This is a genomic window from Haloferula chungangensis (assembly GCF_042664875.1).
Classification (GTDB): domain Bacteria; phylum Verrucomicrobiota; class Verrucomicrobiia; order Verrucomicrobiales; family Akkermansiaceae; genus Haloferula; species Haloferula chungangensis.
The window spans coordinates 983,339-1,007,615 of the sequence record NZ_JBHTBS010000001.1; the positions used below are offsets into that span (position 1 = coordinate 983,339).

Annotated in this window: 25 protein-coding genes; 17 read left to right on the forward strand and 8 right to left on the reverse strand. The window is 58.8% G+C overall.

Features of this window, described 5'->3' with window-relative positions:
• Positions 1–29: 29 nt before the first annotated feature.
• Complete coding sequence (locus ACFQY0_RS03970; protein WP_379709321.1) at positions 30–257, reverse strand: hypothetical protein; 228 nt, start codon at positions 255–257, stop codon at positions 30–32.
• Positions 258–381: 124 nt separating this feature from the next.
• Between ACFQY0_RS03970 and nspC the strand changes: the two genes are divergently transcribed.
• From nspC to ACFQY0_RS03990, 4 genes are all read left to right on the forward strand, one after another.
• Complete coding sequence (gene nspC, locus ACFQY0_RS03975) at positions 382–1,590, forward strand: carboxynorspermidine decarboxylase (protein WP_379709323.1); 1,209 nt, start codon at positions 382–384, stop codon at positions 1,588–1,590.
• Positions 1,591–1,599: 9 nt separating this feature from the next.
• A complete protein-coding gene (locus ACFQY0_RS03980) occupies positions 1,600–1,989 on the forward strand; it encodes a hypothetical protein (RefSeq protein ID WP_379709325.1) in 390 nt (129 codons plus the stop codon).
• 71 nt (positions 1,990–2,060) lie between these two features.
• Positions 2,061–3,998 (forward strand): biosynthetic arginine decarboxylase, encoded by a 1,938-nt coding sequence (gene speA, locus ACFQY0_RS03985; RefSeq protein ID WP_379709327.1) that lies wholly within the window; start codon positions 2,061–2,063, stop codon positions 3,996–3,998.
• Between the two features lie 2 nt (positions 3,999–4,000).
• A complete protein-coding gene (locus ACFQY0_RS03990) occupies positions 4,001–4,945 on the forward strand; it encodes a homocysteine S-methyltransferase family protein (RefSeq protein WP_379709330.1) in 945 nt (314 codons plus the stop codon).
• Here the strand turns inward: ACFQY0_RS03990 and acpS are convergent.
• The 4 genes from acpS to ACFQY0_RS04010 form a co-directional block, all read right to left on the reverse strand.
• A complete protein-coding gene (gene acpS, locus ACFQY0_RS03995; RefSeq protein WP_379709333.1) occupies positions 4,890–5,276 on the reverse strand; it encodes a holo-ACP synthase in 387 nt (128 codons plus the stop codon). The genes ACFQY0_RS03990 and acpS overlap by 56 nt on opposite strands.
• Positions 5,277–5,279: 3 nt before the next feature.
• Positions 5,280–6,020: a pyridoxine 5'-phosphate synthase gene (locus ACFQY0_RS04000; protein ID WP_379709336.1), complete on the reverse strand. Its 741-nt coding sequence runs from the start codon at positions 6,018–6,020 to the stop codon at positions 5,280–5,282.
• Positions 6,021–6,026: 6 nt separating this feature from the next.
• Positions 6,027–7,568, reverse strand: a complete 1,542-nt coding sequence (purH, locus tag ACFQY0_RS04005) for a bifunctional phosphoribosylaminoimidazolecarboxamide formyltransferase/IMP cyclohydrolase (protein ID WP_379709339.1) — start codon at positions 7,566–7,568, stop codon at positions 6,027–6,029.
• Positions 7,569–7,669: 101 nt separating this feature from the next.
• The gene (locus tag ACFQY0_RS04010) at positions 7,670–8,521 is read right to left on the reverse strand and encodes a fumarylacetoacetate hydrolase family protein (RefSeq protein WP_379709342.1); all 852 of its coding nucleotides are present in this window, start codon (positions 8,519–8,521) and stop codon (positions 7,670–7,672) included.
• A 434-nt stretch (positions 8,522–8,955) separates the two neighbouring features.
• Between ACFQY0_RS04010 and tgt the strand changes: the two genes are divergently transcribed.
• From tgt to ACFQY0_RS04055, 9 genes are all read left to right on the forward strand, one after another.
• Positions 8,956–10,086, forward strand: a complete 1,131-nt coding sequence (gene tgt, locus ACFQY0_RS04015) for a tRNA guanosine(34) transglycosylase Tgt (RefSeq protein WP_379709345.1) — start codon at positions 8,956–8,958, stop codon at positions 10,084–10,086.
• Positions 10,083–10,418, forward strand: coding sequence for a preprotein translocase subunit YajC (gene yajC / locus ACFQY0_RS04020; protein ID WP_379709348.1), 336 nt, complete (start codon positions 10,083–10,085; stop codon positions 10,416–10,418). Before tgt ends, yajC begins: the two co-directional genes overlap by 4 nt.
• A gap of 57 nt (positions 10,419–10,475) precedes the next feature.
• A complete protein-coding gene (gene secD / locus ACFQY0_RS04025) occupies positions 10,476–12,941 on the forward strand; it encodes a protein translocase subunit SecD (protein WP_379709351.1) in 2,466 nt (821 codons plus the stop codon).
• Positions 12,942–12,989: 48 nt separating this feature from the next.
• Positions 12,990–13,670 (forward strand): hypothetical protein, encoded by a 681-nt coding sequence (locus ACFQY0_RS04030; RefSeq protein WP_379709354.1) that lies wholly within the window; start codon positions 12,990–12,992, stop codon positions 13,668–13,670.
• 165 nt (positions 13,671–13,835) lie between these two features.
• The gene (gene nuoD / locus ACFQY0_RS04035; protein WP_379709357.1) at positions 13,836–15,083 is read left to right on the forward strand and encodes an NADH dehydrogenase (quinone) subunit D; all 1,248 of its coding nucleotides are present in this window, start codon (positions 13,836–13,838) and stop codon (positions 15,081–15,083) included.
• Between the two features lie 19 nt (positions 15,084–15,102).
• Positions 15,103–15,786 (forward strand): thioredoxin-like domain-containing protein, encoded by a 684-nt coding sequence (locus ACFQY0_RS04040; RefSeq protein WP_379709360.1) that lies wholly within the window; start codon positions 15,103–15,105, stop codon positions 15,784–15,786.
• Positions 15,787–15,795: 9 nt separating this feature from the next.
• On the forward strand, positions 15,796–16,386 hold the full coding sequence (locus ACFQY0_RS04045) for an NADH-quinone oxidoreductase subunit NuoE family protein (RefSeq protein ID WP_379709363.1): 591 nt from the start codon (positions 15,796–15,798) through the stop codon (positions 16,384–16,386).
• 64 nt (positions 16,387–16,450) lie between these two features.
• Positions 16,451–17,803 carry an NADH-quinone oxidoreductase subunit NuoF gene (gene nuoF / locus ACFQY0_RS04050; RefSeq protein WP_379709411.1) on the forward strand — a complete coding sequence of 451 codons (1,353 nt, stop codon included), beginning with the start codon at positions 16,451–16,453 and terminating at the stop codon, positions 17,801–17,803.
• Positions 17,804–17,877: 74 nt separating this feature from the next.
• Positions 17,878–18,354, forward strand: a complete 477-nt coding sequence (locus tag ACFQY0_RS04055; RefSeq protein ID WP_379709366.1) for a DUF805 domain-containing protein — start codon at positions 17,878–17,880, stop codon at positions 18,352–18,354.
• Between the two features lie 9 nt (positions 18,355–18,363).
• Here the strand turns inward: ACFQY0_RS04055 and ACFQY0_RS04060 are convergent, their stop codons facing one another.
• The 3 genes from ACFQY0_RS04060 to ACFQY0_RS04070 form a co-directional block, all read right to left on the reverse strand.
• Positions 18,364–18,894, reverse strand: coding sequence for a TFIIB-type zinc ribbon-containing protein (locus ACFQY0_RS04060; protein ID WP_379709369.1), 531 nt, complete (start codon positions 18,892–18,894; stop codon positions 18,364–18,366).
• A gap of 345 nt (positions 18,895–19,239) precedes the next feature.
• Positions 19,240–19,572, reverse strand: coding sequence for a tyrosine-type recombinase/integrase (locus ACFQY0_RS04065; RefSeq protein WP_379709372.1), 333 nt, complete (start codon positions 19,570–19,572; stop codon positions 19,240–19,242).
• Positions 19,493–20,623 (reverse strand): tyrosine-type recombinase/integrase, encoded by a 1,131-nt coding sequence (locus ACFQY0_RS04070; RefSeq protein ID WP_379709375.1) that lies wholly within the window; start codon positions 20,621–20,623, stop codon positions 19,493–19,495. The genes ACFQY0_RS04065 and ACFQY0_RS04070 overlap by 80 nt, the downstream gene beginning before the upstream one ends.
• A gap of 330 nt (positions 20,624–20,953) precedes the next feature.
• Here ACFQY0_RS04070 and ACFQY0_RS04075 point away from each other — a divergent pair, with 330 nt between their 5' ends.
• The 4 genes from ACFQY0_RS04075 (at position 20,954) to ACFQY0_RS04090 (ending at position 24,026) form a co-directional block, all read left to right on the forward strand.
• A complete protein-coding gene (locus ACFQY0_RS04075) occupies positions 20,954–21,271 on the forward strand; it encodes a hypothetical protein (RefSeq protein WP_379709378.1) in 318 nt (105 codons plus the stop codon).
• A gap of 146 nt (positions 21,272–21,417) precedes the next feature.
• Positions 21,418–22,071: a hypothetical protein gene (locus ACFQY0_RS04080; RefSeq protein WP_379709381.1), complete on the forward strand. Its 654-nt coding sequence runs from the start codon at positions 21,418–21,420 to the stop codon at positions 22,069–22,071.
• Positions 22,072–22,654: 583 nt separating this feature from the next.
• On the forward strand, positions 22,655–23,104 hold the full coding sequence (locus tag ACFQY0_RS04085; RefSeq protein WP_379709384.1) for a hypothetical protein: 450 nt from the start codon (positions 22,655–22,657) through the stop codon (positions 23,102–23,104).
• A 538-nt stretch (positions 23,105–23,642) separates the two neighbouring features.
• A complete protein-coding gene (locus ACFQY0_RS04090; RefSeq protein ID WP_379709387.1) occupies positions 23,643–24,026 on the forward strand; it encodes a hypothetical protein in 384 nt (127 codons plus the stop codon).
• Positions 24,027–24,277: the final 251 nt, after the last annotated feature.

Consider the following 24,277-nt stretch of genomic DNA (forward strand, 5'->3'; position numbering starts at 1 on the left):
GGCGTCGTTCAGGCGCCCAGCCAATCATTTCATCGCTGCGGCTCGCTCTCTCTCGGCAAGAACAGGTAAACCAGACTTCCCAGCAGCGAGAGCACGCAGATCAGAATCACACCAATCATCCGGTTACTGTCTGTAAGGTAGCGATTCTGGATGCAGTGAATCAGCGACCACAGCCAAAGCCCGACGCCGACCAAGCCGATCAGCCCGAAAATCAGCACCACGATTATCGGCGCTCCCGACACTTGCACTTCTTCCATTCCGCAAGAATGGAAAGCTTCAGCCGATCCGTCGATTCCATTTCCATCCCTGCTTTCCACTTATTGACGGAACATTTGGCATTAGGAAATTGATCATTGGAAATTGCAGGCACAGCCTGCCCCCGTGGCCCAGTTCATCATCTCCATCGCCGCCCTCAAGCGGAATACAGCGATCCTTCGGCAGGTCAAGGAAGCCGCCGGCTGCAAGCTCGTGCTCGCCTTGAAGGGCTTCTCGTGCTGGAAAGCCTTCCCCTTTATCAAGGACGACCTCGACGGCTGCTGCGCTTCCGGAATCTGGGAAGCCCAGCTCGCCCGGGAGCACTTTGGCAAGGATGTCATCACCTACTCGCCCGCCTACAGCGATGATGACATCGCCCAGCTCCTCGAGTTCACCACCCACCTCGACTTCAATTCGCTCGGCCAGTGGTTTCGCTTCCGCGAAACGATCATGGCCCATCCGCGCTTCCAGTCCGGCGAACTCCACTGCGGCCTGCGCATCAATCCCGAGCACTCCACCGGCGAGACCCCGCTCTACGATCCCTGCGTCCCCGGTTCACGTCTCGGCATCACCGCCAAGCAACTCGAAGGCGCCGATCTAACAGGCCTCTCCGGCCTCCATTTCCACACCCTCTGCGAGCAGAATTCCGATGACCTCGAAAGCACCCTCGCCGCGGTCGATGCCAGATTCGGCGACCTGCTACGTTCGCCGCAGTTCACTTACCTGAACATGGGCGGCGGCCACTGGATCACCAAGCCCGACTACGACCGCGAGCGACTCATCCGCCTGGTCCGCGAAGCTCAGGCAAAATACAATCTGGAAGTCTGGCTCGAACCCGGTGAGGCCGTCGCCATCCACACCGGCGTGCTGCGCTGTGAAGTCGTCGACATCTTCGAAAGCATGGGCCACCGCCACGCCATTCTCGACATCTCCGCCACCGGCCACATGCCCGATGTGTTGGAAATGCCCTACCGTCCCGAGGTCTTCCTGGCGGAACCAACCGCCGACTTTAGTCACCAAAGCTTCCCATCCAAACCTGCCGTCCTTAAAGGCGGAGAAACCTACTTCGCGACCACTGATACTCCATCTCCGAACAGCTACCGCCTCGGCTGCCCGACCTGTCTCGCTGGCGACGTCATCGGGGACTACACCTTCCCCCGCGAGCTCATCCCCGGTGACACCCTGATTTTCGACGACATGGCCCACTACACGATGGTGAAGACCACCACCTTCAATGGCGTCAAGCACCCCGCCATCGTCCTCCAGCACGAAGATGGCCGCCTCGAGACCCTGCGCGAGTTCACCTACGCGGATTTCCGCGACCGTCTCTCCTGATTCTTCACGATGCTCACTCATCCGCTCGCCCCCTACTTCTGGCTCGCCTACAATTTGATCGTAGGCTGCATGCTCCTCTGGAGCACCTTGCTCTTTTTCAAAGAGAAAGTCCCTTTATCCCGCCTCATCTTCATCTCCAGCATCGTCGGAACCCTTGGTGGCATCAGCGCTCAGCTCATCATGGTATTGGCCAGGCACTTCGGTTGGGTAATCTTCGCCTCGGGATCGTCCCCGGAACCGATGCAACTCGTCATCGAAATCTGCTACGCTCTCAGCATCCTCGGCCACCTTGGATTTCACACCGGACTCCTTCTCTACGCGATGAGACTGAAGCAGCAGTCCACCCGGCTTGCCGACCTTGAAGCGATCTTCAGGGAACGAGAGCGTGGCCCTCACTAGGAACCGCCGATCCCCACCAAGTTCACCCGTATTTCTCTTTCCTTTTCACCAAATCACTCCTTTCTTCCGCCATGGTTCCGCCAGCCAGCACCCCACCCGCAAAGTCCAAGAACAACAAGTGGTCTCCCGCCCAATCCGCCGAGCTCTACGGCGTCGATGGCTGGGCGCACGATTTCTTCAGTGTCAATGAGGACGGTCACGTCACCGTCAGACTCGATGGCAGTGATGGAAAGAAGGACGTCTCGCTGCACAACCTCGTCGAGGGCCTCAAGGACCGCGGCACCGACATGCCCGTGCTGCTGCGCTTCCGCGACCTGCTCCAATCCCGCATCACCGAGCTCAACGAGTCGTTCCGCAAGGCCATCGCCGCCGTCAAATACAAGGGCGAATACCGCGGCGTCTACCCGATCAAGGTCAACCAGCAACGTCAGGTCATCGAGGAAATCACCCAGTTCGGGGAAAAATACCACTACGGCCTCGAAGCTGGCTCCAAGCCCGAACTGATCGCCGCGCTGGCCCACATGCACGACCCGCAGGCCTATCTGATCTGCAACGGCTACAAGGACGAGGAATTCATCGATCTCGCCCTTCACGCCCAGAAAATGGGCCTCAAGATCATGCTCGTGCTCGAAATGCCATCCGAGCTCTCACTCGTGCTCGAGCGGTCCCGCAAACTCGGCGTGCTTCCCAATCTCGGCGTGCGCGTGCGACTTTCGACCCGCGGCGATGGCCACTGGCAGGAATCCGCCGGCGACAAATCCGTTTTCGGTCTTTCGGCCGCTCAGGTCATTGACGTGGTCGACCAGCTCAAGGAGACCGGCTACCTCGGATGCCTGAGAATGCTCCACTACCATCAGGGCAGCCAGATTCCCAACATCGCCTCGATCCGCGAAGGCGCCACCGAAGTCACCCGCATGTACTGCGACCTCGTCAAGGAAGGCGCCCCCATGGGCGTGCTCGACATGGGCGGCGGCATGGCAGTCGATTACGATGGCTCCCACACCAACTTCTCCGCCTCCTGCAACTACTCGGTGCTCGAATACTGCACCGACGTCATCGAAACGATCATGCAGGTCTGCGACAAGGCCGGCGTCGCCCATCCGAACCTCATCTCGGAGTCCGGCCGGGCCGTCGTCGCCTACTACTCGGTGCTCGTTTTCAACATCCTCGACGTCTCCACCGTTCAGACCACCAACGAGGCACCACCGATGCCGGAGAACGCGCCGCAGAACCTCATCAACCTGTTCCACGTCAACAAGGACCTCTCCAAGAAGAACCTCCAGGAGTGCTTCAACGACGCCGCCTACTACCGCGACCAGGTCCGCGCCCAATTCATTTACGGCAACGCCACGCTGCGCGAACGCGGCCTCGCGGAAGCCTGGTTCTGGCACATCCTCACGCGCATTTCGAAGCTCATGCAGGAGCTTGAAATCATCCCCGAGGACCTCAAGGAACTCTCCGACACCCTTGTCGATTTCTACTACGGAAACTTCTCGCTCTTCCAATCCCTCCCCGACTCCTGGGCGATCAAGCAGCTGTTCCCCGTCATGCCGATCCACCGTCTCGGGGAACGCCCGCGTCAGCGCGCGGTGCTCGCCGACATCACCTGCGACTGCGATGGCAAGATCGACCGCTTCATTGACCGACAGGACGTCAAGAACGTGCTGCCGCTCCACTCCCTCGTCCCCGGCGAATCCTACTACGTCGGCGTCTTCCTCGTTGGCGCCTATCAGGAAACCCTCGGCGACCTCCACAACCTGTTAGGCGACACCAACGTCGTCGGCGTGCATCTGGAGAACGACAAGCCCGTCTACACCCACGAAGTCGAAGGCGACACCGTGGCCGATGTGCTCAGCTACGTGGAGTATGAGCCGAAGGAGCTCGTCACCCGCTTCCGCAGCTTCGCAGAAAGAGCGGTCAATCAGGGACGCATCAGCCCCAAGGAACGCCGCGAAGTCATGGACCTCTTCCGAGCTGGACTCAACGGCTACACCTACTTCGAGGAATAGGGATGCTCTCCGAGTTGCTCAGCCGCTACCCGAAGATTCTCGCCGAATGCGCCATCGCCGAGCGGCTGCGTCGCTACCCGGACATCACCCTTCACCCGACGCTCTACAACACGCCACTCATCTACGGCCCGGAGGATTCACGGGAAAGGATGAGCTCGCTCTATCGCGAGTATCTCCAGGCCGCGAGTCGGGCGAAGCTCCCGCTTCTTCTAACAGCACCCACCTGGAGACTCGATTTCACCCGCATCGCAGCCGCCGGCGTTCCCCCGTCGATCAATGCCGACGCCGTTGCCTACCTCCTCGGAGTCCGCGCCAAGAATCGCAGCGACAGCGAGGTTCTTGTCGGGGCTCTAACAGGTCCTAAGAACGACTGCTACCTTCCTGAGCTCGCTCCCGGCGCGGACGCCGCCGAAAGTTTTCACACTCGTCAGGTCGAAGCTCTCGCCGACACCCCTGCGGACTTCCTTCTCGCCCAGACGTTGCCCTCCGTTCCGGAAGCTCTCGGAATCGCCCGCGCCATGGCTGCGACGGACAAGCCCTACCTGATCAGCTTCTGCACCGGCAGCGATGGCAAGGTCCTCGACGGAACGCCGCTCGATGAAGCGATGGACCTGCTCGATCAGCATCTCTCGCGGGCTCCCGAAGGGTACTTCGTCAACTGCACGCACCCGCGCTTTCTTATCGAAAACTACCGGCCGGGAGCCCTCTCACGTCTCATCGGCATCCAGGCCAATGCCTCATCCAAGGATGTCACCAAGCTCGATGGTTGCGCCGCGACCGAGGCCGATCCCGTCGGTGAGTGGGCCCGTTCGATGCTGGATCTCCACGCCATCCATCAGGTGCCGGTTCTCGGGGGCTGCTGCGGCACCACCCTCGAGCACATGCAGCATCTTATCCCGCCATCATCGCCACCGCATTCGCCGCGGCGTAGTGACGGGCGTGGGTGAGGCTGATCTTCACTTCGACGATGCCGTTCTTCTCGGCGAACGCCTTGCCGGCTCCGCTGAGAACCAGCTGAGGCTCGCCGCTTTCCTTTCTAACAATCTCCATGTCGAGCCAGCCGAGGTCCTTGCCGATGCCGGTGCCGAAAGCCTTCGAGATGGCCTCCTTGGCAGCGAAGCGTGCGGCGTAGTGGAGCCCCGACTTGCGCTGGGAATCGCAGTATTTCCGCTCACTCTCGGTGAAAACCTTCTCCGCAAATCGCTCGCCGAACTCGGCCATCGAGGACTCGATCCGATCCACTTCCACCACATCGATCCCGATTCCGAAAAGCTGCATGGTTCAGTCGGGATAGCCGTTCATGGCTTCTTTCATCTCTGCTACCGCTTCGCGAAAGCCCACGCGCATCGCCCGTGAGACAATCGTGTGCCCGATGTTCAATTCGGTGAGATGGGGAACCGTGAAAAGCCGGTAAAGGTTGGTGTAGTTGATCCCATGTCCGGCGTTCACCTGAAGACCGGCCGCATGGGCGGCCTTCGCGGCTTCGATCAGCCGAGAGACTTCCGATTCCATCGCATCGCCTTCCGCATTCGCAAAGCAACCGGTATGCAACTCGACCATCTCGGCGCCAATCTTCGCCGCAGCCTCGATTTGCGGAAGATCCGGATCGATAAAGAGCGAAACCTTGATCGATGCCGCCTGAAGAGCCTTCACGCAGGCTGTCACTTCCTCAATCCGACCCGCCACATCAAGTCCACCCTCGGTCGTCACCTCCTCGCGCGTCTCAGGAACGAGACAAACGAACTGCGGTTTCACCTTGAGCGCCAGTTCCAGCATCTCCTCGGTGACCCCCATTTCGAGGTTCAGGGGCAGCTTGCATTTGGCCGCGATCTCAAAAGCATCGCGGTCCTGCATGTGCCGACGATCGCCGCGCACATGGATCGTGATCGAGTCCGCCCCGCCCTCCATCGCATCCAACGCCGCATCGAGCGGCGAAGGCTCCGCATTCGGCGAATGCGGAAGCAACGAATAGCGAGCCTCACGCAGCGTTGCCACGTGATCGATGTTCACTCCGAGGAGCATGGTGAATTAATGTCTGAAGTGGCGGTGACCGGTGAAGACCATCGCCATGCCTGCCTTGTCGGCGGCATCGATGACCTGCTGGTCGTTGATCGAGCCACCTGGCTGGATGCAAGCCGTGGCGCCCGCAGCAGCGGCCGCTTCGAGACCATCCGCGAAAGGAAACAGACCATCGGAGGCGACAATCGACCCCTTGAGATCCAGTCCTGCCTGACCAGCCTTCCAAACGGCAATCTGCGAGCTGTCGATGCGGCTCATCTGGCCGGCACCGATTCCCAGAGTCCTATCGGCTTCCGCATAGACGATGGCATTCGACTTCACGTGCTTCACCACGCGCCATGCGAAGCGCATCGCACGCATTTCCTCCTCCGTCGGCGGACGCTTGGTCACGACTTTGTTCTCCAGATCATCCAGTCCGAGCGCGGTGTGATCGCGGTCCATCACCATGATCCCACCCGGGCAGGAGCGCACCAACGGTGACTTCTTCGCAGTGAGATACGCCTCGTTCATCTTCATCAGACGGAGGTTCTTCTTCTTCTGCAGGACGGCACGCGCTTCCGGCTCGTAGTCCGGTGCGATGATCACGTCGGTGAAGATGCCGGAAATGATCCGCGCCACTCCTTCGGTCAGAGGACGGTTGCAGACGATCACGCCACCAAAGGGTGCCTGGCGATCGGTTTCAAAAGCCTTTCTCCAGGCCTCACGAAGATCGTCGTCATCTTGACCCACACCGCAGGGATTGGTGTGCTTGAGAATACCGATCGTCGGACGCACGAAGTCCAGAATCAGGTCAGCCGCAGCCTCGATGTCCAGGACGTTGGTGTAACTGAGCTCCTTGCCTTGGAGCTGCGAGAAGCAACTACGGAAGTCACCGTACAAAGCCGCCTTCTGGTGAGGGTTGTCGCCATAGCGCAACTCCATATCAAGCGGCAGGCTCACGGTGTGCGTGCAGCGCGTGCCTTCATCGCACTGGCCGAGGTAGTTGGAAATATTCGCATCATACTGCGAGGTGCGGAGAAACACCTTCACCGAGAGCTGCTCGCGGAAACCAAGCGTCGTATCCCCATCGTGATCCTTCATTTCCTCGATTACCCGAGCGTAGTCCGAAGGATCGGTGACCACCGTCACGCTGGTGTAGTTCTTCGCCGCGCTGCGGAGCATCGAGGGACCACCGATGTCGATATTCTCGATCGCTTCGGCAAGCGTGACTCCTTCCTTGGCGATGGTTTCCTCGAACGGATAGAGATTCACCACGACCAGATCGATCGGCGGGATGTCGTGTTTCTTGGCCTGGGCGACGTGCTCCTTGTCTTCTCGCTTGTGAAGCAGTCCCCCGTGAACTTTCGGGTGAAGCGTCTTCACCCGACCTTCGAAAAGCTCCGGAGCACCGGTGTAATCGGAGACATCCGTCACCGGAAGGCCCGCATCACGCAAGGCTTTGGAAGTCCCTCCTGTGGAAAGGAGTTCGACTCCCATATCATGGAGTTGCTTGGCAAATTCGGCGAGGCCGGATTTATCGGACACGGAGAGCAGGGCGCGCTGGATCGGCATCGATGGTGTTGTTGCTGTTTTGGTGAAAAGAATTTCTTTCCGCGCCCCGCGTACTCCCCGCCCCGCCTCCGGGCAAGTCTCAATCAGAAAACCCCCGCCATCTAGCCCTGCACCACCCGCTGTTTCATCTCTCCAAGCCCCTCAATACCAATGATGACCTGATCCCCGGGCGTCAGATAGCGCGGCGGGTCCATTCCCATCCCGACACCGCCCGGCGTGCCGGTGGCGATCACGTCGCCGGGCAGCAGGCTCATGAAGCGGCTGATGTAGCTGATCAGGTAGGGCACCTTGCGGTGCATGTCGCCAGTCCAGCCATTTTGCCGCAGTTCACCATTCACCTTGCTCCAGAGCCTCAATCCCTGGGGATCGGAGACGTCCTTTGCCGGCGTCAACCACGGCCCCATCGGCCCAAAGCTGTCGTGGCTCTTTCCCTTCGTCCACTGCCCCCCCATCTCCTTTTGAAAGGCCCGCTCGGAATAGTCGCAGAATACCGAATAGCCCGCCACATGGTCGAGCGCGTCCTCCTCGCTGACCAGATAGGCCGTCTTGCCGATCACCACCGCCAATTCCACTTCGTAGTCGAGCTTGGTGGAACCGCGCGGACGGATCACCTCATCAAAGGGCCCACTCCACGCCGAGTTTGCCTTCAGGAAAATCGGCGGCTCAGCAGGGAGTTCATTTCCGCTCTCCTTCGCATGGTCGAGGTAGTTCTGCCCGATGCATACAATCTTCGACGGACGATCCACTGGTGGGCCGAGTCGCGCAATTGGCGGGATTTCGTCACCATCCGGACATCCATCTTCCACCCATGCCACCAGCGACTCCATCCCTCCCATCGCGAAAAACCCCTCGTCATAGTCATGAAATTGTCGGCTCGCATCGATCATGCGACCGTCTTCCAACACCACGCCAGGTTCTTCACGGCCCGCTTCGCCAAATCGGATGAGTTTCACGTCGCACGCCCTAGCGGATTTTTTCCCGGATGGCAATCGACTCGATCAACAAGCCTGACATTCGTGATTTTCATTTGTTAGAAAGATTTTGCGTAGGAACCCGTAGGTATAAGGTTCTTATTTGGTTTCCCTTCTTGAGTTTAGGGACTTTATTGCGGCGGAGCGATTCGTAAGGGTCGCTTCACTAGTCCGCGAGACATCGCATGTTCCAATTTTGTCGTCTACTTGGTTTCCGGGGGGATGCCTTGACGCCATAGGAACCTGCAGATTCCGCGAGACTTAAAATAGGGCGCGAATCGAGATTCCGGGGGGACTCCGATTCGCGCCCCACTTCTTTTCAGGAGGATGGTCGGGAGGATGGTTTCTGAAGTTTCCTCGTCGGCGCACCGCTTTGGCATTGGAAATTCGGAGATTTCGACTTTTCTCCCCCGCAGATGTTCCAAGTTCTTCACAAAGATCCCGAAAGCAAGGCGAGGTGCGGACTGATGTCACTCGCCCACGGCGACGTGGAGACCCCCATTTTCATGCCCGTCGGCACCCAGGGATCCGTCAAAACCCTGCACCCCGAGGAACTCGACCTCCTCGGATCCCAGATCATCCTCGGAAATACCTATCACCTCTGGCTGCGCCCCGGCCACGAGCTGATCCGCGACCTCGGCGGACTCCATGATTTCACCACCTGGCAGAAGCCGATGCTGACCGATTCCGGTGGCTTCCAGGTCTGGTCGCTCGCCAAGCTGCGGAAGATCACCGAGGAGGGCGTCCGCTTCCAGAATCACCTCGATGGCTCGAAAATGCTGCTCACCCCGGAGCTCAGCATGGAAATCCAGGCATCGCTCGGCTCGGACATCGCGATGCTCTTCGACGAGTGCCCACCCTACCCCTGCGAGCAGAAATACGCCGAAGAATCCCTCGCCCTCACCACCCGCTGGGCGCAGCGCTGCAAGGACTGGGTCGAAAAGAACCAGCCCCGCTCCGGTGAAGGCAAACAACGCCATTTCGGCATCGTCCAGGGCTCCATCTGGGCGGATCTCCGCGAGCAATCCGCCCGCGAACTCGTCGACATCGGCTTCGATGGCTACGCCGTTGGCGGCGTCTCGGTCGGCGAACCCGAACACGAGATGTTCCGCGCCATCGAGAATGCCGTCCCCTTTCTCCCCGAGGACAAGCCGCGCTACGCCATGGGCCTCGGCACCCCGCCGCAGATTCTCGAAATGATCAGCCGCGGCGTCGACATGTTTGATTGTGTCATGCCGACACGCGTCGCCCGTCACGGGCAGGCCTTCACCCTCGACGGGCCGATCCACATCAAGAACCTCGAATTCGAGCGTGATCAGGGCCCGCTCTGCGAAAGTGCCCATCCGCACGTCGCGCGCTTCAGCAGGGCCTACATCCGCCACCTTTTCCGTGCCGGGGAAATCCTCGCTTTGCGGTTGCTTTCCTTTCACAACCTGCATTTCTTCCTCCGCCTCGCCGCAAATTCACGGCAGGCCATACGCGAAGGGAACTTCCTCGAATTCAAGGAATCATTCATTCGCCGCTACAACGCTTCTAAAGACACATGACATCCACGCTCGTTTCCTTCCTTGCCCAAGACAGCCCCAACCCACTGGGCGGCCCGATCCCAATGATGGTCATCATGGTCGTCATGTTCTATTTCCTGCTCATTCGCCCCCAGCAAAAGCAGCGTAAGGAACTCCAGGCCCGCATCGATTCCCTCAAGGTCGGCGACCGCGTGATCACCACCGCCGGCATCCACGCCCTGGTCCACAACCTCAAGGAAAAGACCGTCACCCTCAAGGTCGCCGAAGGCACCATGATCGAGTTCGACAAGCACGCCATCGCCTCCGTCCACAAGAAGGAGTCGAAGAGCACCGCTCCAGCCGAGAAGGCCTAACAGCCTCTCTCCTCCACGGGACCTTCCCCATCCAGCTTCCTCCGTTTTTCTAGACCCATGATCCCATCGATCCTCGCGCTCGAATTCATCGCCGATCCCCTCGTCCTGTTCCTTTCCGGACTGGCCTTGCTGATCCTCTTCATCTGGTACTTCGTCACTGAGTCTGAAAACCGCAAACGAAGCATCGGGACCATCCTCGTGCTCGGGCTTTGCACGCTCTGTGCGCTCGCCCTTTACCCGCCCGACAAGACCCTCAAGGGCGGCATCGACCTCGTCGGCGGCTCCGCCTTCACCCTGAAGGTCCAGCCAAACACCGACCCGAACACCGGTGAAGTCATCCCCCTCCGCGATGACGACCTCAACCAGGCCGTCGCCACCATCGAGAAACGTCTCGGCTCGGGCGGCACCAAGGACCTGCTCATCGCCAAGAGCGGCACCGACACCATCCTCCTCCAGATGCCCGGCATGTCCCCTGAGACCGCTGCGGACATCCGCGTCACCCTTCAAAAGGTCGCCAAGCTCGAGCTTCGGGAAGTCAACCTTGAAGGTGGCAAACGTGAGACTGCGGACGGCAAAACCCTCGCCCAACGCGTCTACGACAAGGAAGACATCGTCCCCGGTTACCGCGCCTACAAGAATGAAGGCGAGGACCGCAAAGGAGATAAATACACCGAGTATCTCCTGCTCAACAACCGCACCGCCGTCGCCGGCGCCGACGTGGCTCACGCCTACCCGGTGACTCAGGGTGCCGACAACATCGTCAGCATCGAGCTGACCGGTGAAGGTGGCGAAAAGATGATCAACCTGACCAAGGACATGCAGCCCAATCAGGACCGCATTGCCATCCTTCTTGATAACGAAATCGTTTCGGCCCCGACCGTCCAATCCGTGCCACTCGGCTCACGCTTCGTCATCGAAGGCCAGAAGAACCAGAAGGAAGCTTCCGAGCTCGCCGCCCAGCTCAACAATCCGCTCAAGAACGCCCTGACCATCGAGCAGGAAAGCACCGTATCGCCAAGCCTCGGCCAAGCCGTCGTCAAGCAAGGCATCATGGCCGCCCTGATCGGTCTCGCTCTTACCGCGGTCTTCATCCTCATCTACTACCGCACCGCCGGCATCGTGGCCCTCGTCGCCCTGCTGGTGAACTCCGTCTTGATCTTCGGTTCGATGGCGATGTTCGGCTTCACCTTCACCCTCCCGGGCATCGCCGGCATCATTCTCACCATCGGCATGGCCGTCGATGCGAACGTCCTGATCTTCGAACGTCTGCGTGAAGAGCTCGAAAACGGCAAGTCGCTCAGCAACGCGATCGAGACCGCTTACGAAAAGGCCTTCTCCGCGATCTTCGACTCGAACATCACCTCGCTGCTCGCCGCCACCATCCTCTTCTGGAAGGCCAGCGGCACCGTGCAGGGCTTCGCCGTCACGCTGACCATCGGCCTGCTCGGTTCGATGTTCTCAGCCATCCTCGTCACCCGCGTGATCTTCCGCTGGGCCGTGCATTTCAATCTCCTCAAGAACCTCTCGCTCCTCAACCTCTTCCGGAAGAGCAACTTCGATTTCCTCGGCAAGCGCCGCATGGCTCTCGTCATCTCCTCTCTGCTCTTCATCGCGGCGATCGCCGGATTTGTCATCAAGGGCGAAAAGGGACTCGGCGTCGACTTCACCGGCGGCACCCTGCTCAAGTTCCAGTTCAAGGATGGCCAGACGGAAGTCACCGCCGCGGATGCCAATGAAGCCCTCAAGGATGCCAACACCGTGGCCAAGCCCGTCATTCAGGAAGAAACTGTTCCAGGGACCGGCGAGCTTCTGACGGTTCGCTGTGACTCTCGCGACGCCCAACTCATCGAGGACACCCTCCGTGAGAAAATCGCCATCATGAAAGAGCGCGTCCCTGTCAGCAGCAACTCGGGCGAAACGGAGTGGGCCGTCCAGGCCACCGTCGAAGCCGTTTCCGCCACTGCGGGCAAGGCCTTCCTCATCAATGCCTGCGTCGCCATCGGCATGGGTCTCATTGCGATGCTCATCTACATCAGCATCCGCTTTGAGTTCTCCTTCGCCCTCGGCGCCTTCGTCGCCCTCGTCCACGACATCGTTCTCGCCACCGGCCTGATCGTCCTCTTCGGCGGCGAGCTCTCCCTGATTCACGTCGGAGCGATCCTCACCATTGCAGGTTACTCGATTAACGACACGATCATCGTCTTCGACCGCATCCGCGAGTCCTTGCTGACCTCACACGGCACCATCAAGGAGCTGATGAACGAGGCCATCAACGCCACCCTCTCACGGACCTTGCTGACCTCGGTCACCACCATCGTCACCGTGGCCATCCTGGCCGTCTTCGGCGGATCAGCCCTGGCTGATTTCTCGCAGATGATCCTGGTCGGCCTCGTGATCGGCACCTACTCGTCGATCTTCGTCGCCGCGCCGATCGTCCTCTGGTGGAGCCGTGGCAAGGGCCGCAACCTGCGCAAGGAAGTGCTCGACGCCAGCCTCGCCGGCGAAATCGAAGCCGCTGGCTAATGCCATACGATCATTGATCTCCCAACCGAGCTCGGGCAGCATCGCGATATGAAGCGATTGCTGCCCTTGTTCTTTCTGGGATCCACCTTTTCCGGACAGGCCCACGAATCCGAGGTTCCCTACGGGATCGAAATCGTCACCGGCTACCGCTCCGACTACGTCTACCGCGGGTTTTCGCTGGCAGACGACCTGATCGAAATTCAGATCGGCGCGGAACTCGCCCTCAGCAACGAATGGCTCCTCGATTTCGGCGGCTGGTATGGCAGCGGGTCGCGCAACTTCGAGGAAATCAGCGCCGCCTTCGGCATCCGCTACGAAAAGGACGACTGGGACGCTGGCTTCAATGCCTCATGGCATGGCTTCGAAAACTCGCTTTTCCAGGACGGCATCGATTTCGGCCCCAGCATCAACTGGCGACCCAATGCCGACTGGCGAATCGGCTCCGCCATCCGCTACGACACCGGACCCGATGGCTGGTATGGCGATCTGGAGGCTGAATGGAGCAAACCTGTCGGTGGTTCCTCCTTCGTGAGCATCCTCGGGGGTGCCAGTGCCACCTCCGACTACTACGGGCGCAGCGGATTCAATGATTTCTACACCCGCATCGGCTGGACCTACGGAGTCAACGACAGTGTCGCCTTCACTCCCTTCGTCGGCAGCTCCGTGCCGCTCTACTCCGGAGGTTCCACCCGCCTCTATGCCGGCATCTGGTTTGCCGTGAATTTCTGAAGAACGCCCCGCAGAGTGGCGCGTTTCCCAAGGCACCTCGACTCGGAATGGCGACCTCCAAGCGCACCGCTTCCCCACCAGCCCTTGGCGACTTTGTGAAATTTTTCACAAACCCCTTGCCCGTCGGCCAATCCTGAGGCCTCATTCCGCCCGTCCGTAAGTCTCATGAGCAGCTCCACGACCGAATACGAAGCCCGCGATGTGGCCGCTAAAGCCGCAGATTATCAGGCCGAGACCGATGATCTGATGGGTGAAAAGATGGTGCTCAACATGGGCCCATCCCATCCAGCGACTCACGGTGTCTTGCGCCTCATCCTCGAGCTCGATGGCGAAGTCATCGAAAAGGCCGACCCCGATGTGGGCTTCCTTCACCGTGGCGACGAAAAAATCGCCGAGAACATGCACTACAATCAGTTCGTCCCCTACACGGACCGATTGGACTACCTCGCCCCCCTCGCCAACAACGTCGCCTACGCCTGCGCCGTGGAAAAGCTCATGGGCTGGGAACTCCCACCACGTGGCCAGGCCGTGCGCGTCCTCTGCTGCGAACTCGCCCGCATTTCCTCGCACATGCTCGGAGTCGGCGTCTGCGCCATGGACGTCGGCGCCATGACCGTCTTCCTCTACACCTTCACCGAGCGCGAAAAGATCTACAACCTCTGCGAGCAACTCACAGGTGCCCGCTTCACCACCTCCTACACCCGCGTCGGGGGTCAGGTCCGTGACATGCCTCCGGGCTTCCCCGACGCCGTTCGCACCTTCCTCAGTGAATGCGAGGTGACCATCGATGAAGTCGGCAGACTTCTCGACAAGAACAAGATCTTCATCAACCGCATGGCCGACATCGGCGTGATCTCGAAAGAGAAAGCCATCGCCTGGGGCCTCACCGGACCAAACCTCCGCGCTTCCGGAGCCACCCGCGACCTGCGCAAGGACAACCCTTACCTCGGCTACGAAAAATACGACTTCGATGTCGTCGTCGCTGACGAAGGCGATTGCTACGCCCGCTATCAGGTCCGCATGGAGGAAATGAAGCAGTCGATCCGCATTTGCCGTCAGGTGCTCGACACCATGCCCGATGGCCCGGTCAATCTCGCCGACTCCAAGAGCATGCTTCCTGACAAGGAGCGCGTGCTGATGTCGATGGAGGAGCTCATCCACCACTTCATCGTCGCCACCCAAGGCATCGATGCCCCGGCCGGCGAAGTCTACTTCGGCGCGGAGAACCCGAAGGGCGAACTCGGATTCTACATTCACTCCACCGGTGGCGGCGTTCCCAACCGCCTGAAAATCCGCAGCCCCTCCTTCTGCAACCTTTCGCTCTGCTCAAAGCTGCTGCCAGGCCACATGGTCTCGGATATCCCCGCGATTCTCGGTTCACTCGATTTCGTGATGGGCGAATGCGATCGTTAAGCATATACCCCCGGATGCTATGAAAACCACTATCCTACTCTGCTCCCTCGCGCTCGGCGGATTCGCCATGGCTGAATTCGAAACCTGGACCAGCTCCGATGGTCGCAGTGCCGAGCTCGAGCTCAAGAACGTCACCGAAATCGATGGGGAAAAGACCGGGGAGTTCAAAATGCGCAACGGTCGCAGCGTCAAAATTGCCGCTTCAGGTCTCACCGAAGCCGATGCCAAGCGCCTCAACGAGTGGAAATCACCGGAAGAAATCGCGGCCGCAGAAGCCGGCCCGCAAAGCGTCTTCGATGAGATCTTCGACGGAAACCTTGTCCGCCTCAGCGGCAAGTCACTGAAGAAGGTCGCCGACGCTCCGAAGCCTGAGAAACTCTACGTCTTTTACTACACCGCTTCCTGGTGTGTTCCCTGCCAGCAATTCACCCCTTCACTCGTCGAGTTCTACAACAAGCACAAGAACGACAATTTCGAGATTGTCCTGATCACCAGTGATAGCGATGAGGACGCCATGGAAGGCTACGCCGTCAGCAAGGAAATGCCTTGGCCCCAATTGAAATTGAAGAAGGCTGAAGACTTCAAAAAGGAGTTCAAACACGGCGTCACCGGCATTCCCTCGGTGATCGTCTGCAAACTCGATGGCACCAAACTCGGCAACTACCGGGATCTCAATGCCCTCGAGAAACTCGTCAACGAGTAAACATCAACAATGAGTCAGTCGACCCTCGAAGCATCCGTCGCCTCTCCGGAAACTCCCGGGAGCAAGCACTTTCCGCCATTCACCGCCACTCCTCAGCTTGAGGAAGAGGCCGAGAAGCGGCTCGCACAGTTCCCCGAAGACCAACGACGCTCAGCGGTCCTGCCGATCCTCCACTTCATCCAGCACCACCACGGATTCATCTCCGCAGAGGGCATTCAATGGACGGCGGACAAAATCGGCATCGAGCCCGTCAAGGTGCTCGAAGTCGTCACCTTCTACCCGGGCTTCCGCCAGTCGGCTCCCGGCAAGTTCCACGTCCGCGTCTGCCGCACCCTCTCCTGCGCCATGGGCGGCTCCTACGAGCTGATGAATCGGCTTTGCGAACTCATGAAGATCGATCCGACCACCCTCGACCCTCATCATCACCCCATCGCCGTTTCTCCCTGCGGCACCTGGTCGGTCGAGTTTGCCGAATGCCTCGCCTCCTGCGGCACGGCTCCTGTTGTGCTCGTCAATGACGACTTCCACGAGGGTGTCAGCGACGAAAAAGCGCACGACCTCATGAACCGCTACTCCGCCTCCGACTGCGGAAACCACTAATTTTCTAACCGTGAGCGAAGTCCAATACCTCGAAGGCAAGCAGCCAGATCCGCGCGAACACCGCATGATCTTCAAAAACGTCGATCGTGTCGGTTGGGATCCCTCGATCCAAACCTACCTCAACGACGGCGGCTACGAGCAGCTCAAAACAGCGCTCGGCATGGATCCCAAGGCAATCACCGAGGAAGTCAAAAAGTCCGGCCTGCGCGGACGCGGCGGTGCGGGATTCCCAACCGGCGTGAAGTGGACCTTCATTCCTCCTAACAACACCAAGCCCGTCTACCTCATCTGCAACGCGGACGAATCCGAACCCGGCACTTTCAAGGACCGCTACATCCTCCACCAAGACCCGCACCAGCTCATCGAAGGCATGGTGATCACCTGCTTCGCCGTCGGTGCCAAAGTCGCCTACATCTACATCCGCGAGGAATTTCCTGAAGCCGCCATCATCCTCGAAAAGGCCATCGCCGAAGCGAAGGAAAAGAACTTCGTCGGCAACAACGTCCTCGGCTCCGGCTTCGATGTCGAAATCTACGTCCACCGCGGCGCCGCCGCCTACATCTGCGGCGAGGAGACCGGCCTCATCGAATCGCTCGAAGGCAAACGCGCCTACCCACGCATCAAGCCTCCCTATTTCCCCGCCGCCCTCGGCCTCTACATGTGCCCGACGATCGTCAACAACGTCGAATCGCTCTGCCACGTGAAACACATCGTCCAAATGGGCGGCGACGAATACGCCAAGCTCGGCGTGGCCCGCAACACCGGCACCCGCATCCTCTGCGTCTCCGGCGACGTCAAAAATCCCGGCTACTTCGAAGTCGAAGTCGGAAAGGTCACCATGCGCGAACTCATTTACGACATGTGCGGTGGACCAAAGGACGGCCGCGAAATCAAAGCCGTCATCCCTGGGGGCTCCTCCTCGAAAATCCTTCGCACCGACGAAAAATTCAAACTCAAGAACCCTGACGGATCCGACCGCGAAATCACCTTCTGGGACATTCCCATGGACTTCGACTCCCTCGCCGCCTGTGGATCGATGGCCGGTTCCGGTGGCGTGATCGTCATCGATGACTCCCGGAAAATCTCCTGGGTCCTCAATAACATCAACGCCTTCTACGCCCACGAATCCTGCGGTCAGTGCACCCCATGCCGCGAAGGCTCCACCTGGATGCGCAAGATCTCCGATCGACTCGTCGCCGGACTCGCCACCCCCATGGACATCGACACCCTCGAAAGCGTGGCCTACCAGATCGATGGCCGGACCATTTGCGCCTTCGGAGAAGCCTCCTCCTGGCCAGTCGAGGCCATCATTGCCAAGTTCCGTGATGAACTCATCGCAGACACCCGCGTAGAGAACGCTCTCGACCCCGCCAACCCCGAAGCCGCCGCCCAGCGTCGCTTCCTCGAAACGGTGTAAGGAGGGGCGCTTTCCCCAAGCGCCATGGGATGGAAAGGCGACTTTCAGTCGCGCTTCCCGGTTTCTAAATGCCCATGGATCCCTACACCCCGCCGACATCAGACTCCGAACCGGAACCGGGCGGGAATCGACCAGAGGTTCCCGAACCCAATCGGAGTGCAATTTCGACCCTCTTTGGCTTTCGAGGACGAATTACGAGAGCCACATTCTGGCTCTGTTTGGGGCCAGTATTGATCCAGCTGGGCCTCGGATGGTTTGTGTTCATCGATTTCCTGAATCCTCAGGATCTTCGCCAACATGACACCTACTACGTCATACCGAGCCTCCCGCTCCTAGCCTTGGCCATCACCGCACTCGTGATCCCTCTTTGGATCATCATCGCCCTCCAGGTCAAACGCTGGCACGACCACAGCAAATCCGCCTGGTGGCTCCTCATCTGGCTCACACCACTTGGCTTTGTCTGGGTCCCCATCGAACTCGGCTTTGTGAGAGGATCCCCCTTTCCTAACAAATACGGTCCTGATCCCCTGCGGATCAGAAAGGTCCAGTGAATCGACTCATCAGCGCTTCGCCCTCTCGATCTCGCCAATCAGCGCCCTGCGCCGCGCCTCCATCTGCCTCTGCGCACCCTGATAGCGGTTCGCCTTCGTCGCACCATTCACCATCCCGAAGAAGGCGAACCCGATAAACACCAGTCCAAACAGCACGAAGGGCCCCGGAGCACCGATCGATCCCGCGATGCTCATCCAAATCACGCCGAAGACAATCGCAACTCCCCCTCCAACCACCGAGCCGCCCGCCGAAGGGATGGATCGCTCACCGTTTTTCCCGGTGACCATGAAACCCTGCATCTCACGGTCCCACTCGCGATCGAGCTTCTCCAGATCATTCTGAAGCCGGATCACCTTGAGATCCTCTGCCATCTCACCCGTCTGCCTTTCCAGCTTCTCCAGCAGCCGCGTATGAGTCGTCGTCGCATCATGAATCACCTCCAGCTTCGCACCACAGTAGTTGCAGTTCACGAAACGAATCGCCTCATCCACTTCCAGATCCGCCCCACAGCCCTGGCAGCACACTTTTGTGATCTTCATCGGATCGAAAGCTAGCCAAACGTCCTCCCTACCACAGCTACAAAATCCCCCCGCGTTCCCCAGAGCCTGCAAGGCGAAGCATGGGACCAGGATGAATGAGATCTATAGGATAAAGGCAACGAAATCCAACGATCTCAATAGTCATCATAGTTGACCTCAACTCCCGCCTGAAGCCGAACTCAACAGCTCCAAAATCCGATCCACCTGTCCCGCCACAGCCTTGGCGGCGGAGAATCCGATCCATTCCATCCATCCCATCCATCTTGGTCCAAAAATATTCAGATCGAACCGCGGGAAACCGCGTGAGGCGCTGCCTTTCACTTTCTACTTTCTACTTCTCACTCGTCACTGCCGCACAGCGGCCTCGAACCCATCCAGCGGACTCGTCACCCCCAAACCGCTCACCCCCATCGCCACATGCAGATAGATTTCTGTAGTGGTAATGTCCTGATGGCCCAACAACTCCTGGATCCGTCTCAAATCCACCCCCGCCTCCAAGAGATGCGTCGCAAACGAATGCCTCAGCGCGTGACTCGTCACATGCTTCTCGATTCCCGTCGCCGAGGCCGCTCGCTGGATCGCCCGGTTGTAGACACTGTCATGCAGATGATGCCGCCGCAGAATTCCTCCTGGTGTCTCCTTCCGGCCTACCGTCGCCGGGTCCACCGCCGTCTTCATTGCCGGAAAAAGCCAGAACCACTCGAAGCTCTCGCCCGCCCGACTGAACTTCCGCGCCAGCGCATTGGGCATCCACACACCGGCCAGCCCCGCCTTTCGGTCCGCCTCCCAGACCTCCCGTGCTGCCTCCACCTGTTTCGCCACTGCCTCTAACAAGCTCTTTGGCAGCATCGTCATCCACCGCCATGGCGCGATAGCGCCTATCACACAAGGAGTGCGGAGGAGCACTCCTCCTAACTGCGGATCGTCTCCGGAGGAGAGGATAATCCTTATCCCCTTTGCCGCTGCGCACCGTCAGGGTTGCGCGCTCCAAGTCCACATCCTTGATCCGCAGGCGCACCAGCTCCATGAGTCGTAGCCCCGCCCCATACTGCAGGCGCGCCGCCAGCGCATAGCGGACTTCCCGGCTCTCCATCCGATCGAAAAGCCGCTGCGTCTCCCCCTTGGAAAGCACCACCGGCACCCTTGCCTCCGTCTTGCGCAACTTCACATCAAAGACCGGCTTCTCCACCCCGCAGACCTGCTTGAAAAAGAACGCCAAGGCATTGAGAGCCTGCTTCTGCGTCGAATACGCGCAGTCCTCGTCTTCTACCACCGACATCAGAAAACGCGTCGCCGTTCCCACCTTCATTGCCTCACGCTCTCCACCGGCAAATCTTCCAAAACGCGCCACCCACCCGCCGTAGCAAAGCTTCGTCCGCCTCGCCAGCCCCACTCGCGAACCAGCGGAATAGACCGCCATCCGAACCCGTTCCGGAAGGCTGCGGTGGTCCGCACCCGCCTCCTCACAAGCCTCCAACCAATCGAGATACCACTGCAGAGCCGCCTCCCATTGGGCAAGCTGCCAGTCCTCGCGCTCCGCGCCCTCGCGCAGAACCTCCGAGCGCCAGAACCCACGCACCGCCTCCCTTCCAGCCGGCAACTCGTAGCGTAGCCGAAAATTCTCGAACCACTCCAGCGCCACTAAAAACCCCGACCGCTCACCATCCGACAATCCACGAAAATTCGAAAGATCCTTTCTCCAGCACCAACGAGACTTCAACGCACTCATAACGCTCAGCCCTAGATGAGGGAAATGAAGGAGTCAATTCAGAACTGATCTTTTGAACAGTTCTGTGAACAAGACACTTCAGCATCCCCATCAAAATCGGAGCGCCAACACAGCGCCAACACGAATCCGCACTTGGAGCCGGTATCACTTGGAGCCGGTATATCACCCGCAGTCCAAGCGGACCTTTTCGTTCCGAGCCAACTCCCTGATATACCGGCTCGGCGGCGCGAAAATCCTTGTCAAACCAAGGTTCTCACCGCCAAGCTCCCCTCAAGTTCGTTCCTGATACCCTTCACGGAACGCCTACGAATAAAACTGTTCTGCAAAGAAATGAAGCGCCTAGCCATCTGCATGATCGTTGTGATCATCGTCGCGTTTGCGGTAGGAGCCTTCTTTTGGAGAGAGTCAAAGGTCGAGCGCATTAATGGGATCTTGGTGCACCAATGGAACCCATATAGATTCAGCCAAGAGAAGCTTGATGAGGGTTACGACTACCGATGGGCCGCAGCTGAGATTTGGAGCCGCACCCTGTTTCAGGACGAGAGCATGGACGACGTTGTTGAGATCCTTGAAAAGCTTGCTCGCGAGCATAGACTTAGTCCAGATCCAGAGCGTGATAGGATGGTTGCCGCCTCGATCGTTGACTAACAAATAACGCAGAACAAGTCGCTGGAGGGCGACCCCTATCAGCGGCTTTGTTACGTTCTTGCCGCCAGCTTCGGATCCTGATTGATTGTTCGTGGCCGCTCCGGCGAGGTTACCGGGATCGCCTCAGCTTTGACGTTCTGCAAGAAATGCATGCTCGCTACGAAGAGTGGATTCGCTTCGTTTTTGATCACCCGGTCACGAATCCCGAGTGGCATTGGGCGACTGACGCACCGACGTTTGAAGCCTCTGAAGAGGATTGCGCACTTCTCATCGAGCAGACTTTCACCCGATCAGGCGATGATCTTAGCCGCTTTTCGGACGCTCAAGTGAACCAAGGAATCTACTTTCTGGCTTCCACGGCTTGCAGTGACTACATGTTCTCCTTCAAGGATTCGAAGGTGCGGATGGACACACGGCTGTCTGCGATAAGATCCATTTTCGTTCTCTACCGCGATTGCTTTCAGGCTCGTTGCACGGAGACATTGAGTCATCTCGACCATGTGGCACGATCCGCCCTGAATTCGGTGTGCTACATGTTCTGGGACATCAATGCCTTGGGGTATTTGGAAGGCACTGATGATGAAGGCCGCCTTGCTGACTGCGTGTTCTCCGTTCTGGCCGATACGCTGAGACTTCCGCACTTGGCTTGTCAGGAGGCTGCGATTCACGGTTACGGCGAGTTTAGCTGCTTCTACCCCGAGCGAGTCGAAGAGGCGATGGATGCATTTCTGGCTACCGACATTCCATCAGCAGCCTTGCGAGCCTATGCGGAGAATGCCAGAGTCGGCTACATCCTCTGAGAAGAAAACCAATGCAGAACAAGGCGTCGCTCTCAACACCTGCCCCGCTGCGAGTTCAATCCGTCATGACCACTCAACCTTCAACCCACAGTCGAAGCCTCGCCCCCGGGCAGGTGTGAGAGGACTTCGACGTTCTCGTGGGATTTAGAGTTTTGAGTTTGGTGGGTGTGGCAGCAGAGGAGTCGAGGGGTGCTCGAACGGGAGGGGTGATGATGAGAGGTCGGTGATTCGCTGTGTAAGGCGGTTGCCGAGAGTCTGGCAGCCGAGACGATTTGAGGTTGTTCCGACCGAAACCCGGGACACGGTCTGTTAGATGGCTTGTCCGCTTCGCCTTGGCTCTGCATCATCATAGCTTGGAGCGAGTCGGACGATTGAGACCGAGCCAATGAATTTGTCCCGAGGCAGACTACGGTCGGCTGGAAGCAAGCGCCGCAACGAAAACGGGCAACGAGAACAAGCCGTGAGAGGACGACGCCCGATAAGCCGCCTTGTTAAATTTCGAGTTCCATGATCTATTGAGGCCATCAATTGAATCGGAGTGCGGCTGACGCGTCTCCACATCTTACGTTCTCCCAAAGAAAAGATGGATCGGACCTATCCATATGCCAGACCGGAACCGGACGGATACCACCTTGAGTTGGTCGAGTTCGACAAGTGGGTAGAGCATAGTCACCTGCGTCATCCAGTCCCCGCTGATGAACATAGATTCGGCATTAAGAAGGGCGAACTTGTGAAGCTGATTTTCTCTTACGAGAAGCCAAATCTCCTAAACGAGCAGGTTTATCGAGCGGAGCACATGTGGGTCGAATATCTCGGGAACGGAAAAGGATGCATGATGGGCCGACTCGATAGCGATCCGGAGCACACCGCTCTACTGCAGGCAGATGATCTTGTCGCCTTCCACCCAAAACACATAATTCAGATATGGGGATATGATCCTGACGAAGGCGTCAAACGTGGAACGACGGCGCTCCCACCAAAAATTGGGGAGAACAAGCCGGATCAGGACGACGCCTACCAGCGGCCTTGTTGAAATTCCATTTTGGTGATTCAATCTTCCCAACCGGATCGGAGCGCCGCCATCGTACACCGGCGCCGCCTGTCCTCAAACGTTCTCGTGGAATGTAGAGCCTCTGGGTTTTGAGGGTGTGGCAGTAGACCGAGTCCGAGATAGGTCGAGCTTATCGAGGTTTTCGAGCTTCCAGTGCTTTGCTGACCGGAGCGAGCATCATGCGGTGGGCAGCAGAGGAGCGGCCAGGAGAGTTCGGAACGGCCACGTGACAGACTCTGTTAGATTGTCTGTCTGATCCGCCGGGGCTTCGCATCATCACCGCTCGGAGTGTCTCTCGGGATGGTCTCGGCGCTCGATCGGGAATTTTCCCGTGGCGGACCGCGGCCTCCGCGAAGAACTCCCCGCCCCCAAGACCGCCCAACGAGAACAAGGCGCTCGAGGACGACCCCTTTCAGCGGTTGTGTTGAGTTCTTGCCGCCAGCTTCGAAAGCTGCTTGGATCCCCGCAGCCTTCCCGGTGAGATCACCGGGATCGCCTCAGCTCAAACGTTCGCTAGAAAATGGAGAAGCACGATCCCAAGTTCGAGGGCTTAGCGAAGGCCCTGTTGATAGCTGTGCTCGCTTCCTTGGTGGTAACGATTAGCGGCCGATACGCGATTCTGTTTTATCCGAATACTGAGGAGCTTCAGACGATGGAGCTGGGTCGGAGGTTCTTCATCGGATTGTGGGCGGTGCTCTCATTCATTGTGAACATTGTGTTGGCGGTCTGGCTCCACACGATGGCTGCAGCCGACAACAGGCCAAAACTCACGTGGACTACGTTGGGTCTCTTTGGAGGGCTCTGGGCACCAGTGCTCTATTTCGTGATCCCTATTTACGCCGCTCATGTTCGGAGAGAAGCTCCCTCCGACAATCCAGACGACGGCGCCAAACACGACAACTGAAAAGCGAACAAGCCAGCGATGGCGACGCCTAACCGCGGCCTTGTTACGTTCCCGTTTTGGTGATTCAATCCCTTCAATCTGGCACGAAGCGCCGCCTTTGTTCGGGCGTCGCGCCATGCCTCAGACGTTGTGCCAAAAACCCCACGACCGTGATCCCACAGATTTACCCCTCACCCGATTGTTATAATGAGAGCAATTCATCGAGCGCTGATTGAAGCTATCGTCTACATCGAAACGAGAGAGGGAACAGA